The organism is Planotetraspora phitsanulokensis, assembly GCF_016863295.1.
In the GTDB taxonomy this organism is placed as follows: domain Bacteria; phylum Actinomycetota; class Actinomycetes; order Streptosporangiales; family Streptosporangiaceae; genus Planotetraspora; species Planotetraspora phitsanulokensis.
This window is the reverse complement of the sequence record NZ_BOOP01000022.1, coordinates 109,883-123,337: the sequence shown is the minus strand read 5'-3', so window position 1 is coordinate 123,337 and position 13,455 is coordinate 109,883. Positions and strand designations below refer to the sequence as shown.

Annotated in this window: 10 protein-coding genes; 5 read left to right on the top strand and 5 right to left on the bottom strand. The window is 68.2% G+C overall.

The window, feature by feature from the left end:
• Positions 1-138: 138 nt before the first annotated feature.
• Positions 139-2,868, bottom strand: coding sequence for a transglycosylase domain-containing protein (locus tag Pph01_RS24330; protein WP_204075471.1), 2,730 nt, complete (start codon positions 2,866-2,868; stop codon positions 139-141).
• A 329-nt stretch (positions 2,869-3,197) separates the two neighbouring features.
• The gene (locus tag Pph01_RS24325; protein WP_204075470.1) at positions 3,198-3,581 is read right to left on the bottom strand and encodes a DUF5318 family protein; all 384 of its coding nucleotides are present in this window, start codon (positions 3,579-3,581) and stop codon (positions 3,198-3,200) included.
• Positions 3,582-3,707: 126 nt separating this feature from the next.
• Between Pph01_RS24325 and Pph01_RS24320 the strand changes: the two genes are divergently transcribed.
• Positions 3,708-4,355 (top strand): PadR family transcriptional regulator, encoded by a 648-nt coding sequence (locus tag Pph01_RS24320; RefSeq protein ID WP_204075469.1) that lies wholly within the window; start codon positions 3,708-3,710, stop codon positions 4,353-4,355.
• Positions 4,356-4,380: 25 nt separating this feature from the next.
• The gene (locus Pph01_RS24315) at positions 4,381-5,460 is read left to right on the top strand and encodes an inositol-3-phosphate synthase (RefSeq protein ID WP_204075468.1); all 1,080 of its coding nucleotides are present in this window, start codon (positions 4,381-4,383) and stop codon (positions 5,458-5,460) included.
• 108 nt (positions 5,461-5,568) lie between these two features.
• On the opposite strand, the gene idi is transcribed toward Pph01_RS24315, so the two are convergent.
• Entirely contained in the window at positions 5,569-6,150 is a 582-nt protein-coding gene (idi, locus tag Pph01_RS24310) for an isopentenyl-diphosphate Delta-isomerase (protein WP_204075467.1), read from the bottom strand.
• 109 nt (positions 6,151-6,259) lie between these two features.
• On the opposite strand from idi, the gene Pph01_RS24305 reads away from it, so the two are divergent.
• Positions 6,260-7,561 carry an MFS transporter gene (locus tag Pph01_RS24305; RefSeq protein WP_204075466.1) on the top strand — a complete coding sequence of 434 codons (1,302 nt, stop codon included), beginning with the start codon at positions 6,260-6,262 and terminating at the stop codon, positions 7,559-7,561.
• 71 nt (positions 7,562-7,632) lie between these two features.
• Here the strand turns inward: Pph01_RS24305 and Pph01_RS24300 are convergent, their stop codons facing one another.
• Positions 7,633-8,916, bottom strand: coding sequence for an adenosylmethionine--8-amino-7-oxononanoate transaminase (locus tag Pph01_RS24300; protein ID WP_239116970.1), 1,284 nt, complete (start codon positions 8,914-8,916; stop codon positions 7,633-7,635).
• Positions 8,917-9,068: 152 nt separating this feature from the next.
• Positions 9,069-10,505 carry a CCA tRNA nucleotidyltransferase gene (locus Pph01_RS24295; RefSeq protein ID WP_204075464.1) on the bottom strand — a complete coding sequence of 479 codons (1,437 nt, stop codon included), beginning with the start codon at positions 10,503-10,505 and terminating at the stop codon, positions 9,069-9,071.
• Between the two features lie 133 nt (positions 10,506-10,638).
• On the opposite strand from Pph01_RS24295, the gene Pph01_RS24290 reads away from it, so the two are divergent.
• Positions 10,639-11,175 (top strand): aminoacyl-tRNA deacylase, encoded by a 537-nt coding sequence (locus Pph01_RS24290; RefSeq protein ID WP_204075463.1) that lies wholly within the window; start codon positions 10,639-10,641, stop codon positions 11,173-11,175.
• 46 nt (positions 11,176-11,221) lie between these two features.
• The gene (locus Pph01_RS24285) at positions 11,222-13,435 is read left to right on the top strand and encodes a DUF6049 family protein (RefSeq protein ID WP_204075462.1); all 2,214 of its coding nucleotides are present in this window, start codon (positions 11,222-11,224) and stop codon (positions 13,433-13,435) included.
• Positions 13,436-13,455: the final 20 nt, after the last annotated feature.

Genomic DNA, 13,455 nt, shown 5'->3' with positions numbered 1-13,455 from the left:
TGCATCACTCGACGCACGGGGTCCGCGACACCACCGGCACAAGATTTCCGCTCCGGCACCATATGACCGCGCGATCGGAGTCCCTCTGATAGACGCCTTGGCGCCGGGACCGGCTTCATCCGGTCCCGGCGCCCGACGTCATCGACCCGTGAACCTTCGAATGGTCTCGGCCTGGGTCGTCACCGGCGTGCCCGGCTGGTTGGGCTGGTTGGGCTGGTTCGGGTTGTTCGGCTGGTTGGGCTGGTTCGGGTCGATCGGGACCTGCTGCCCCTGGCACTGCGGACGGGTGTCACCCGGCTGGCACTGCTGACCACCCTGGCCCTGACACTGCGGCCTGTTGTCACCCGGCTGGCACTGCTGACCGTTCTGCCCCTGGCACTGCGGGCTGTGGTCCCACGGCTTGCAGTCCTGGCCCTGGTCCTTCGGCGGTGCCGGGGGCGGCGGGCTGGGCACGATGTCCTCAGGCGATCCGATTCCGGCCTTCTGCGGGAACTGCTCGACCGGCTTGTTCTGCAGCGCCGCCATCATGAAGTCGCGCCAGATGTCGGTGGGCTGGTTGGCACCCTGGAAGCCCAACGAGACCTCGTAAGGCAGGCTGTACGGATTCACCGCGGAGTACTTGCTGTTCTTCTTGCCGTCGGACGGCGGGCAGTTCGAGAACTCCGGCTGGACGACCTTGCCCTTCTTGGTGCGGCACTGCTCGCGGTACATCCCGACCGAGGTGACCAACTGCGGGGTGTAGCCGACGAACCAGGCTTCCTTCTCGTCGTTGTTCGTTCCGGTCTTGCCGGCCGCCGGGCGGCCGATCCCCTTGCCTTGGGCCGTACCGACCTTGAGCACTTCCTCCATCGCCGAGGTGGCGTCGGCGGCGGACTCCGGCGAGATGACCTGGCGGAGGGACTTGAGCTCGGGCAGCACGGTCACCTTGCCCTGCTGGACCGACTTGATCACGTGGTAGTCGGCGTGCAGGCCGTTGTTCGCGAAGATCGAGTAACCGGCGGCCTGCTCGACCGGCGTCACGCCGATGCTGCCGATGGCGAGCTGGTAGCCGTGGCCGTGCTCACCGTTGACGCCTTCCTTGTCGTCCTTGACAGCCTTCGTGCTGATCCCCGCCTGCTCGACCAGGGACCTGACGTCCTCGAGCTGGCCCGGCAGCTTGAAGGCCATCGACGCGAACGCCGTGTTGATCGAGTGGGCGGTCGCGTAGGTCACGTCGATGGAGGCCGGCACAACCTCATCGTTGGTGATCTTCGTCGTGCCGGGAAGCACCTTCGGCACCGTCGCCTTGCCAGGAACGTAGCTGTTCAGGCTGTATCCCGCCTCGAGCCAGGCGGCGAGGACGTAGGGCTTGAACGCGGACGCCGCCTGCTTGCGGGAGTCGAACGGCTCGTTCCACGGGTCGTGCTCGTAGTCGTCTCCGCCGTAGAAGGCGACGACGCGCCCGTTCTTGGGATCGACGGACGCGAGCCCGGCGTGGAAGTCCTTGTCCATGCCCTTGGTGGTGGCCAGGACGGCATTCTTCGCCGCCAACATGAGTTTCCGGTCGAACGTTGAAACGATCTTGTAGCCGTTGGCCTTGACCTTGTCCTCTTGGATGCCCCTCTTCGCCAACTCCCGGAGCACCACGTTGACCATGTAGCCCTTGGAGCCGCTGAGGTCCGTATTGGTGTACTCCTTGACCGCCTTGGGGAACTTCGCGGTCGCCGGGAGGTTGCCGTACTTGTCGGGAGCGTAGGCCGCCATCGCGTTGATGACGTCCTTGAACCGGCTCTGGAGTTGGGGGGAGTCGGCGTCGAGGGCGGGCGTCTGGATGCGGGCGGCCAGGTAGGCCCCCTCGGCCGGGGTCAGTTGCTTGGCGGTCTTCTTGAAGTAGGCCTTGGCGGCCGCCTGGATGCCGTACGCGCGCCCGAAGGGCACGGTGTTGAGGTACTGCTCAAGGATCTTGTCTTTGTCCATCTCCTTGTTGAGCTTGACCGCGACGAAGATCTCCTTGAGCTTTCGCTTGATCGACACGTCCTGGCTGAGGCCGTCGTAGTAGTTGCGGGCCATCTGCTGGGTGATCGTGGACGCGCCCTGCAACTGCTGGCCCGTCGCCGTCATCCAGAGGGACCGCGCCATTCCGGGGACGGAGACCCCCGAGTCATCCCAGAACGTCTTGTTCTCGATTGAGATGACCGCGTCCTGAACATGCGGCGGCACGTCGCTGAGAGGGACGATCTCGCGTGCGGTGCCCACGCGGGCGATCAGCGTCTTGCCGTCGGCATAGTAGATGCTGCTGCCCTGCGAGACCGCCTCGTCCTGCGTGGCCTGGGGGACCGGGGTGTTCGCGTAGGCGACCGCGATCATGCCGAAGACGCCGGCGGCCAGGATCGTGAAGCCGGCTACGACGATCTTCCAGTTGGGGATGAACCGCTTCCAGTTACGCGGCTTGTCGTCGTCATCGTCGTCGAACGGGTCGCGGGGGCCCCGGCCACCGGGGCCGCCAGGACCTTCTGGGCCGCCCGGACCTCCGGGGCCCATGCGACGCCTGCCGGGCCCTCCTGCCCTGCGGCGGCCTCCGACCGACATCGCCTGGGTGCCTTCGCCGTCCGGCCCACGGCGCATGCCGGGACCGTCCGCGGCCAGAGCCTGCGTGCGTTCGCCGCCGGGTGCTCCCGGACCACCGGGGCGCGCGGACCTGCCGGGCCCGGCGGGGGCCATCGCGCCACCAGGACCCTGAGGAGCGCCGGGTCCGGCAGGGGCGCCGGGCTGACGGGGACCGCCGCCGCGGGGGCCACCGGGTCCCGCGGCCTGTCGCGGGTCACGGCCGGGGCCGGGCTGGCGCTGGTCGGGGCGGCGGCCGCCGGACGGCGGCTGCATCGCTCCCATCGCGGCCGTGTCCTCGAATGCGGACTGACTGCGGCGAGGATCGGCCGGGGCACTGGGCCGCGCCGGCCGGGGCGCCGCGGGGGGCGGCTGCTGAGAGGCATTGGGTCGGCCTGGCCCTGGCTGGGGCTGCGCACCGCGGGCCGTGTCACGGTTGTCCCCGTACTGGCCGGGCGAACGGCGGCGACGCCCAGGGCGGGGCGATCCGCCGGAGCCCGAAGGTTCCTCTTGGCCGTAGCTGCTGTAAGTCACGCGTCCTCGTTAAGTTGGGGGAATCGCCGACATCGGGTCGACAGGCCGGTGAGCGTACCTCTTGGAGCTGAAAGTCGCCCTTATAGGCAGGGGCCCGGGGGGTCGCCTGTACCGAGCACGAACGAGACCGCCAGATGGTTCCATGAACAACCTTGACAGACCTCGACCACGTAGACCCGGAATTCACCGTATTCCTGGGCCATATCGGCAAGATCGGCCGTCGCCTTGACGCGTCCGGCCAGGCGTCCTAATTCGTCCCCGTAAACGTAAGTGACGTTGGTCACGTTCCGGTGCTCACAGATGGGGCAGACGCGTTCCGTCGGCTCACCGTGGAACCGCGCGGCGCGCAGCAGGTACGGATGAGCGTCGCAGACGTCCCGTGCTTCCATGTGGCCGGAGCGGATCGACTGAATCGTCGCCCGCCTTGCGAGGCCGTAGTCCACGACCGCCCGCTGTGACCACATGTGACCCAGATTACGGCTGTTTGCTGAAGCTTGCCCAACCATTCATCCGTTGCGTGATATGACGGCCCGACGTATCCTGCAGATGTATCGGTTCGATACATCGGTCGGACACAGGGGGTGGATCCAGTGACGGGCTCTCGTGGAGGTGTGCTGGAGCTCGCCGTCCTGGGATCACTGCACGAGACTCCCCTGCACGGTTACGAGCTGCGCAAACGGCTCAACACCCTGCTCGGGATGTTCCGCGCCTTCTCGTACGGGTCGCTGTATCCCTGCCTGCGGGGGCTGCTCAACGACGGGCTCATCGTCGAGGAGGAGCCGCCACAGGAAACGGTCCTCGGCCGCAGGTCGAAGATCGTCTACAAGCTGACCGCCGAAGGCAAGGAACGACTTCAGGAGCTGCTGACCCAGGCGGGCCCCTCCGCCTGGGAGGACGAGAGCTTCGGCATCCATTTCGCGTTCTTCCGCCACACAGAGGCGGAGGTGCGACTTCGCATCCTCGAAGGCCGCCGCAGCCGCCTGGAGGAGCGCCTGGAGGGTGTCCGTACGGCTCTCGCCCGGACCAGGGAACGGCTGGACAGTTACACCCTCGAGCTCCAGCGTCATGGGCTGGAGTCGGTCGAGCGCGAGGTTCGCTGGCTGAACGAGCTGATCGATTCAGAACGGCGAAGCACCGCCGCCCCGCGCCCCGAAGAGGGAGGCACCGCCGATCCCGATCAGCAACAGGCGGTACAGGAAGCCTCAGAGAGGGCCGAAAGGCCCGAATCAGATAAGTAAGACAAAAGGTAAAGGAGCAGGTGCGATGGGTTCGGTGCGCGTAGCCATCGTTGGTGTGGGTAACTGCGCCGCGTCGCTGGTCCAGGGCGTCCACTACTACAGGGACGCAGATCCGAGCACCCGTGTGCCGGGCCTGATGCACGTGCGGTTCGGCGATTACCACGTGGGCGACGTCGAGTTCGTCGCCGCCTTCGACGTGGACGCCAAGAAGGTCGGCCGCGACCTCTCCGAGGCGATCGTCGCCTCCGAGAACAACACGATCAAGATCACTGATGTGCCGCCGCTCGGTGTGACCGTCCAGCGCGGGCCCACGTTCGACGGTCTCGGCGAGTACTACCGCGAGATCATCGAGGAGTCCGACGAGAAGCCGGTCGACGTCGTGCAGGCGCTCAAGGACGCCCAGGTCGACGTGCTCGTCTCCTACCTTCCCGTGGGATCGGAGGAGGCCGACCGCTTCTACGCGCAGTGCGCGATCGACGCGCGGGTGGCCTTCGTCAACGCGCTGCCCGTCTTCATCGCGTCGGACCCGGAGTGGGCCGCGAAGTTCACCGAGGCCGGCGTTCCCATCGTGGGCGACGACATCAAGTCACAGGTGGGCGCGACCATCACCCACCGCGTGCTGGCCAAGCTGTTCGAGGACCGCGGGGTCGAGCTGCTGCGCACCTACCAGCTCAACTTCGGCGGCAACATGGACTTCATGAACATGCTGGAGCGCAAGCGCCTCCAGTCCAAGAAGATCTCCAAGACGCAGTCGGTCACCTCGCAGATCCCGCACGAGATGGCCAAGGCCGACGTCCACATCGGCCCGTCCGACCACGTGCCGTGGCTCGACGACCGCAAGTGGGCCTACGTCCGCCTGGAGGGCAGGTCCTTCGGCGACACCCCGCTCAACCTGGAATACAAGCTCGAGGTCTGGGACTCGCCCAACTCCGCCGGCATCATCATCGACGCCGTGCGCGCGGCGAAGATCGCCCTGGACCGCGGGATCGGCGGGCCGCTGCTGTCGCCGTCCTCCTACTTCATGAAGTCGCCGCCGGAGCAGTACTCCGACGACGCCGCCCGTGACGCCGTCGAGCAGTTCATCCGCGGCCAGGTGGAGCGCTAGAGACACTCGCGTACGCAAGTCTCCTGATCACAAGATGCCCCGGCTCAACGGCGAGCCGGGGCATCTTGCCGTCCAGACATGTGATCGGATCCGGCGGACGTCCTCGCGTCAGCGGGCCGCCGGCGGCAGGTTCTCCGGATCGGCCGTCGGCCAGGTGAGCGGATCAGGGCCGAGTGCGACGAGGAGCGGCACCTGCTCGCGTGCCCAGGGAGATATCTGCATCTCACCGCTCAGCACCTCGTCGGCGAACTCCTTCCACGGAACCCACCGGATCGCGCCGACCTCCTCGGCGTTCGGCACGGCATCGGCGGACACGATCACTCGGTAGACCGGGCAGAGCTCGTGTTCCATGATCCCGTTGTCCATGACGGCCTGGTAGGAGAAGCGGGGCAGCAGCAGATCGATCGAGTCGACGCGCAGCCCGAGCTCGAAGTCGAGCCTGCGGAGCACCGCGGACTCCAGCGGCTCACCGGGCAACGGATGGCCGCAACAACTATTGGTCCACTCGCCAGGCCAGGTGATCTTGTGATCCGCCCGCCTGGACAGCAGCACACGGGCCTGCCTGTCGAAGACATAACTCGAGAACGCGAGATGCAGAGGTGTCTCGACGCCGTGAACCGTGGACTTGGGAGCGGTGCCGATCGGGTTTCCCTCGCCATCGACCAGCACGACATGTTCGTCATAGGTCACTCAACAGAGAGTACGTGATCATGTGCGTTCCGGCAGGCCGACGCGCGATCAGTGGGCGGTCAGGGATGACCCTGATGGCGAGACTGATCTACCCGCGTAGGCTGTCGCCGTGTCATTTGTCTCCGACCTGCGCGTGGTTCTGCAGGGGCAGAACTTCCGCCGTCTTTTCGGCACCCGCCTGGTCTCCCAGTTCTCAGACGGGATCTTCCAGTTCACGGTCGGAGGCTATGCCTTCTTCAGTCCCGAGCGTCAGGCCACGGCGGCCGAGATCGCCGCGGGATTCGCCGTGCTGCTGTTGCCGTACAGCGTTCTCGGGCCCTTCGTCGGGGTGCTCATCGACCGCTGGTCGAGGCGGCAGATCCTGGTCATCGCGCCGATCGTCCGCGGGAGCCTTCTCCTCGTGGCGGCCGCCCTCGTGGCCGGCGGGGCGTCCGACGTGGTCTTCTACGCCGCCGCTCTCGGCGTTCTCGGCGTGAACCGCTTCTTCCTCTCGGCCCTCAGCGCGGCCCTCCCCCACGTCGTCCCCAGAGAACGGCTCGTGACGGCCAACGCGGTCACCCCCACGTCCGGCACCGTCGTGACCTTCGTCGGCGCCGGAGCCGGGTTCGTGCTGCGGGTGGTGTTCGGGTCCGGCACCGGCGGAACGGCCCTTCTGCTGGTGACCTCGGGGGTCATCTTCGGCCTGAGCGCGCTGATCGCCCGCACGATGAGCAGGTCCCTGCTCGGCCCCGCCTACGACCCTTCGCTCCCCCAGGTCCGCGAGGCCGTACGGAACGTCGTGAGCGGGCTCGTCGACGGCGCCCGGCACATCGCGCACCGGAGGGGGGCGGCCGCCGCGCTCGGCGGCATGGCCACCCACCGCCTGCTGTACGGCATGCTGACCGCGATGGTGGTCATGCTGTACCGCTACTACTTCACCACCGACCCCGACGTGGCGCTGCGCGGCATCACGATCGTGCTGGCCTCCTCGGGCGCCGGCTTCTTCTTCGCCGTGCCGCTCACGCCCTGGGCCACCCAGCGGTACCGCATCGAGACCTGGATCCCGGTGATGCTCGTCACCTGCGGCGTACTGGGCTTCCTGCTGTGTTCCACCTTCAGCGAGGTGGGCCTCAACCTCGCGGCATTCGTGCTCGGCGTGGCCGGTCAGAGCGTGAAGATCTGCGCGGACACCGTGGTCCAGCGTGAGATCGGCGAGGTCTACCTGGGCCGGATCTTCTCGATCTACGACATGCTCTTCAACGGCATGACCGTGCTCGGCGCGGTGATCGCCGCGCTCCTCCTCCCGCCGAACGGCAAGTCGTTCTTCGTGCTGATCGTCATCGGCCTCGGCTATCTGGTGGGCGCCCTGATCTACCGGATCACCGTCTCCGGCACGGGAGCCGGCCGCGAGCCCGCCGTCGCCACGGACTGACCCCGTCGGCTCGCGTGCCGTCACAGCGCCCCGCGGCGTCGCAGTGTCTGCGGCGTCACGGGGTTGCGGGGTTACAGGCTCGCGGCGGCGGACACCATGGCCTCGGTGATCATCGCGATCTCCTCGGGCCGGCAGGCGTACGGGGGCATGGTGTAGATCAGGCGCCCGAACGGCCTGAGCCAGACGCCATGCCCCATCACGATGTCCTGAATTTTCGCGACATCCACGGGATCGACCGTCTCGATGACCCCGATCGCACCCAACACGCGGACGTCGTGCACACCGGGCATGTGTACGGCCTCCGCCAGGCCGTCGAGGAGACCGGCCTCGATGCGCTTGGTCTCCTCCCGCCACGGCCGCTCGGCCAGCAGTTCGAGTGAGGCGCCGGCCACGGCGGTCGCGAGCGGGTTGCCCATGTAGGTCGGCCCGTGCATCAGGACGCCGATGCCGTCGGCCACTTCCGCGGTGGTGAGCGTCGCGGCAAGGGTCATGTAGCCGCCGGTGAGGGCCTTGCCGACGCACATGATGTCCGGCCTGATCCCGGCGTGGTCGCAGCCGAACATCTCGCCCGTCCGGCCGAAGCCGGTGGCGATCTCGTCGGCGATGAGCAGGATGCCGTGTACGTCGGCGAGCTCACGCAGCCGGCGGAGGTAGGCCGGGTGATAGAAGCGCATGCCGCCGGCGCCCTGGACAACGGGCTCGACGATGATCGCGGCCAGTTCGTGCGCGTGCGCGGCGACGAGGGTCTCCAACTCGCCGAGATAGGCCGGGTCGGGCCCGGCCTGCGTGGCCTCTCCCGGGCGGAAGCCGTACTCCCCTGGCGGGATCGGCGCGAACACGTGCTGCGGCAGCAGGCCGGAGAACAGATGGTGCATGCCGTTGACCGGGTCGCAGACCGACATCGCGCCGAAGGTGTCGCCGTGGTAGCCGCCGCGGACGGTGAGCAGCTTCGAACGGCCCGCGCGACCGGTGGCCGAGGCGTACTGGAAGGCCATCTTGACGGCCACCTCGACGGCCACCGAGCCGGAATCGGCGAAGAACACCCGGTCGAGGCCCGTCATCCCGGCCAGCGTCGCGGCCAGGCGGACGGCGGGCTCGTGGGTGAGGCCGCCGAACATGACGTGGGCCATGTCGTCGAGCTGGTCGCGCACCGCCGCGTTGAGCCGTGGGTGGTTGTACCCGTGGATCGCCGCCCACCAGGACGACATGCCGTCGACGAGCTCACGGCCGTCGGCCAGGGTCAGCCGCACGCCCTCCGCGCGACGGACGGCGTGGACGGGGACCGTGGACGGCACTGCCGTGTAGGGGTGCCACACATGGTCCTCATCCAGCCGAAGGATCTCCCCCTCATTCATTCCCCCCACCCTAGAGCCGCCCCCCAGCGTGATCATGCACAGGATCGGGGAGTGCGATCCGCCAAAAACCCGTGTGGTGATCATGCACGGCTTCGCAGGCATACCCGCCGGGCATGATCATGATCACGCGGGGGGTGTTGGGGGGACCGAGGTCAGGGGAGGATGCCCTGGGCGTGGGCCCATTTCAGGAGGGCCTCCTTGGCGGCCTCCTTGCCGATCATGCCTTCGTCCATGCGGATGTCCAGCATGTGCTTGTAGGCCCTGCCGATCACCGGACCGGGAGCCAGGCCGAGGATCTCCTGGATCTCGTTGCCGTCGAGCTCCGGCCGGATCTTCGCCAGCTCCTCCTCCTCTGCCAGCCGGGAGATTCGATCCTCCAACTGGTCGTACGTCTGCGAGAGGGCGGCCGCCTTCCGCTTGTTCCGGGTCGTGCAGTCGGCCCGGGTCAGCTTGTGCAGGCGTTCCAGCAGATGCCCGGCGTCACGGACGTACCGGCGCACAGCGCTGTCCGTCCACTCCCCCAGGCCGTACCCGTGGAAGCGCAGGTGGAGCTCGACGAGCCGCGACACGTCGGCCACGACGTCCTTGGGGAACTTGAGTTCGCTCAGCCGCTTCTTGGCCATCTGGGCGCCGACCACCTCGTGGTGGTGGAAGGAGACGCGGCCTCCGGGCTCGTTGCGCCGGGTCTTGGGCTTGCCGACGTCGTGGAGGAGCGCCGCCCACCGCAGCACCCGGTCGGGACCGGAGGTCTCCAGCCCCACCGCCTGCTCCAGCACGATCAGCGTGTGCTCGTAGACGTCCTTGTGCCGGTGGTGCTCGTCGATCTCCAGCCGGAGCTTGGGCAGCTCGGGCAGGACGTGAGCCGCGAGGCCGGTGTCCACCAGCATGGCCAGGCCCTCCCTCGGATGGGCCCCGCAGATCAGCTTGTCCAGCTCCTCGCGGATGCGCTCGGCCGACACGATCTCGATCCGGCCGGCCATCGCCGTCATCGCCTCGACGGCCTTCGGGTCCACCGAGAAGCCGAGCTGCGAGGCGAACCGGGCCGCGCGGAGCATCCGCAGCGGATCGTCGTCGAACGACTCCTCCGGCGCGCCCGGCGTGCGCAACACCTTCGCCGACAGGTCGGGCAGCCCGCCGAACGGGTCGACGAACTCGTGGCTCGGCACCCGGACCGCCATCGCGTTGACCGCGAAGTCCCGGCGGCGGAGGTCGCCCTCCAGCGTGTCGCCGTAGGAGACCTCGGGCTTGCGCGAGGCGGGGTCGTACGACTCGCTGCGGTACGTGGTGATCTCCAGTTGCCAGCCGCCCTTGCGGACGCCGACCGTGCCGAAGTCGATCCCGATCGTCCAGACGGCGTCCGCCCAGTCCTTGACGATCTCCAGTACGCGTTCGGGCCTGGCGTCCGTGGTCAGATCGATGTCGTGGCCGACCCGGCCGAGCAGGACGTCGCGGACGGAGCCGCCGACGAGGGCCAACTCGTGCCCACGGGCCTCGAACAGCTCGCCGAGCTCGTCGGCGACCGGTGCGATGCGCCTGAACAGGTCGTCCACGGCTCGCTGCTGACGGTCGCTCAGATTTGAAACGGACAAGGCTGGGTAAGTCCTTCGGTCACGGAACGATTCTCCCCCGTCGCATCCTGGTGTCACCTAGGGGAGATACACACCTAGCAATCACCAGGCTACGGTCAGTTCGGGGGCGCTGGACGAAGCAAGGAGCTCAGAGATGAAAGACGCTCTCGCGATTCACCGCTGGCTCCTCGCCCATCAGATCCACCATGAGATCGTACGGCTTCCTCGTGCGTTGACGTCCTCGCAGGAGCTTCCCGAGGTCCTCGGCGTCGGGGCCGGGACCTGCGTGAGCGTCCGGGTCTTCGAGGTCTCGTCCGAGGACGGCAGGGACCCGGTCGCCGTGGTCGGCGCCGTCGACACCCCGCCCAAGGCCAAGGCCGTCGGAGCCCTCTTCCGCGCCAGGCGCGTGGTTCCCGCCTCCGCCTTCGTCGTGAATTCCGCGACCGACTACGCGGACGGCCTGGTCTGCCCGCTCCTGCTTCCCGAGCATCTGACCGTCCTCGTCGACCAACGCCTCATCGACAACCTGGATCCGGATGAGCCTGTCGTCACGGCCACCGGAGAGCGGTCCACAGCCCTGCGACTACGTGCTTTCCACCTTTTCGACCTGATGTCCGGCAAGCCAGTCGATCTCACGACGGCAAGACGACGCGGCCTGGCGAGCCTGGCCAGCCCAATGAGTACGGCTTAGGCCATAGCATTCTGGGCGTGCGCCGAACCCCAATGCAGGCCCGCACATGATCCGTAAGGCCGCCCTACTCGCCCTGCTGACCACTGCCCTGCTCGTCCCCCCGAGCATGGCCGGTACGGCTGACGCGGCTCCCCGAGGTCTGGGCAAGACTGCTGCTCCCGCGAACCCGCTCCTGGTGGCGGGGATGACTCCTGACGTGCCGCGCGAGCCGACCACCCCCATCCAGGTCTCGGGCACGGTCACGGGCTCCCCAATGGCCCCTGTGCGCATCCGCATTCACTACTCGCCCGGACAGCCGTTCCGTGCCCGTGCCGACATGGCGCGCTTCACCGCCGGCCAGCTCGTCACCACGTCGTACAACACCAAGGTCCAGTACACGCAGCTCGACCAGTCGGGCAAACTGCCGTTCGACTTCACCGTGACGCCGCACGAACTCGGCATGACGGCGACGGGGGTCTACCCGTTCGCCATCGAGGTGCTCGACGGCAACACGGGCCAGCAGATCGCCATCTATCGCACTTTCCTGACCTACGTGCCCCAGGGCCAGCAGACCCCCAAGATCAAGCTGGCCGTCGCGCTGCCCCTCGTCGACCGGCCCCACCGCGCCGACGACTCGACGTTCATGGACGACGACCTCCACGCGTCGATCACGTCGGGCCGCCTGGCGAAGCTGCTCCAACTGGCCCAGAGCACGAGCAAGGCCGTGACGTGGTTCCTCGACCCCGCGGTGCTCGACGACGCCCGCAAGTCGTCCGCCGGGCCGTACACCGTGGAGAAGGGCGACAAGGACGACCACAAGGCTCCTGACGCGGCCGCGGCCCAGTGGTTCGAAGCCGTTCGGACGGCTCTCGCCGACAGGCCCGTGGTGGCGACGCCGTACGGGGACCCGGACATCACCGCGCTGGTCCACAACGGGCTGGACGCGCCGGCCGTGGCCGCGATTCAGCGAGGCGCGGCGGCGGCCACGGCACAACTCGGCCGTGAGGTGCCGACCTCGGTCGCGTGGCCGTCGGGCGGCGCGATGGACCGCGACGCGGTCGACGAGCTCGCCACGGCCGGGGTGAAGTCCGTGCTGCTCTCCGGCGACACCCTCCCACCCGACCCGCCCATCACGACAACCCCGGACGCCGCGTCACGCCTGGACACCGTGTCCGGGCCCCTCACGGCGATCGTCTCCGATCCGACGCTGAGCCAGGTCCTCGGCAGCGACGTCTCGGCTCCGGGGAGCGCGCTGCTCGCCCGGCAGCGGTTCATCGCCGAGACCGCGATGATCGCGTTCGAGCCGCCGGCCACGCAGTCCCCTGTAACCACCACGGGTACGCAGGGAGGCGGTCAGGCGGCCAAGGGCGCCCAGACGGCGAGGACGATCGTCGCGGCGCCCCCTGCGGAACTGTGGAGCCCGGACCCCAAGTTCGTGACGTCGCTTCTCAAGACCGTCTCGAGGGCTCCGTGGTTGCAGATGACCACGCTCGGCTCGATCAAGCCGACCAAGGCCCAGGTGCACAGGTCCGACCTCGTGTACACCGACCGCGACCGCCAGGCCGAGCTTGGGAAGTCCTATCTGGCCACCGTGCGCAAGCTCAGCCAGAAGACCGACGCGGCGTCCACGGTGACCGCGACGCCCACCCAGCTCTTCCACGACGCCATCCTCCGGTTGGCCTCGTCGTCCTGGCGCGGGGACTCCAAACGGTCCGCCGCCTTCGCGGCCCGGGTGGGGGATGCGATCGACGACCGCATGAACGACGTGCAGGTGACCGACACGCCCCGCGCGGTGGCCGGGGCGAACGGCCAGGTTCCGGTGAGCGTCTCCAACACTCTCGACCAGGCCGTCACCATCAGGATCCAGGTCACCTCGGACAACCCGAAGCGACTGCAGATCGACGCCCCCGGCGGCGTCTACCTGTCCGAGCCCGTCAGCATCCTCGAGGCGCGCACGCGGCTCGAGAACGTGCCGGTGATCGTCCCGGAGGGCGGCGGCGAGGCGACCATCGCCATCCAGCTCCTGACGCGCGAGAGCAAGCGCTACGGCGACGCCGTCCACGTCACCGTCCGCGCCACCGGCTACACCGGCATCGCACTGGTCATCGTCGGAGCCGCGCTCACGATCATGCTGGCCGCCGTGGTGATGCGGATCCTCCGTCGCCGCTCGCGGAAGTCCTTCCCGTTCAGTCCGGAGCAGCCCGCCGAGCCGAAGCCCGTGTCCACGCCCGGGGAGGCCCAGGTCGTCCCGGCCGACCAGCGAGAGTCGCCGTCGACGTAGCTCTGCCAGACTCCCAGGAA

Coding starts and splice junctions, on each gene's coding strand:
- Pph01_RS24325 (WP_204075470.1), bottom strand. CDS start 3,581: ATGTGGTCACAGCGGGCGGTCGTGGACTACGGCCTCGCAAGGCGGGCG.
- Pph01_RS24290 (WP_204075463.1), top strand. CDS start 10,639: ATGAAAGACGCTCTCGCGATTCACCGCTGGCTCCTCGCCCATCAGATC.
- Pph01_RS24300 (WP_239116970.1), bottom strand. CDS start 8,916: ATGAATGAGGGGGAGATCCTTCGGCTGGATGAGGACCATGTGTGGCAC.
- Pph01_RS24330 (WP_204075471.1), bottom strand. CDS start 2,868: ATGGGAGCGATGCAGCCGCCGTCCGGCGGCCGCCGCCCCGACCAGCGC.
- Pph01_RS24315 (WP_204075468.1), top strand. CDS start 4,381: ATGGGTTCGGTGCGCGTAGCCATCGTTGGTGTGGGTAACTGCGCCGCG.
- Pph01_RS24285 (WP_204075462.1), top strand. CDS start 11,222: ATGATCCGTAAGGCCGCCCTACTCGCCCTGCTGACCACTGCCCTGCTC.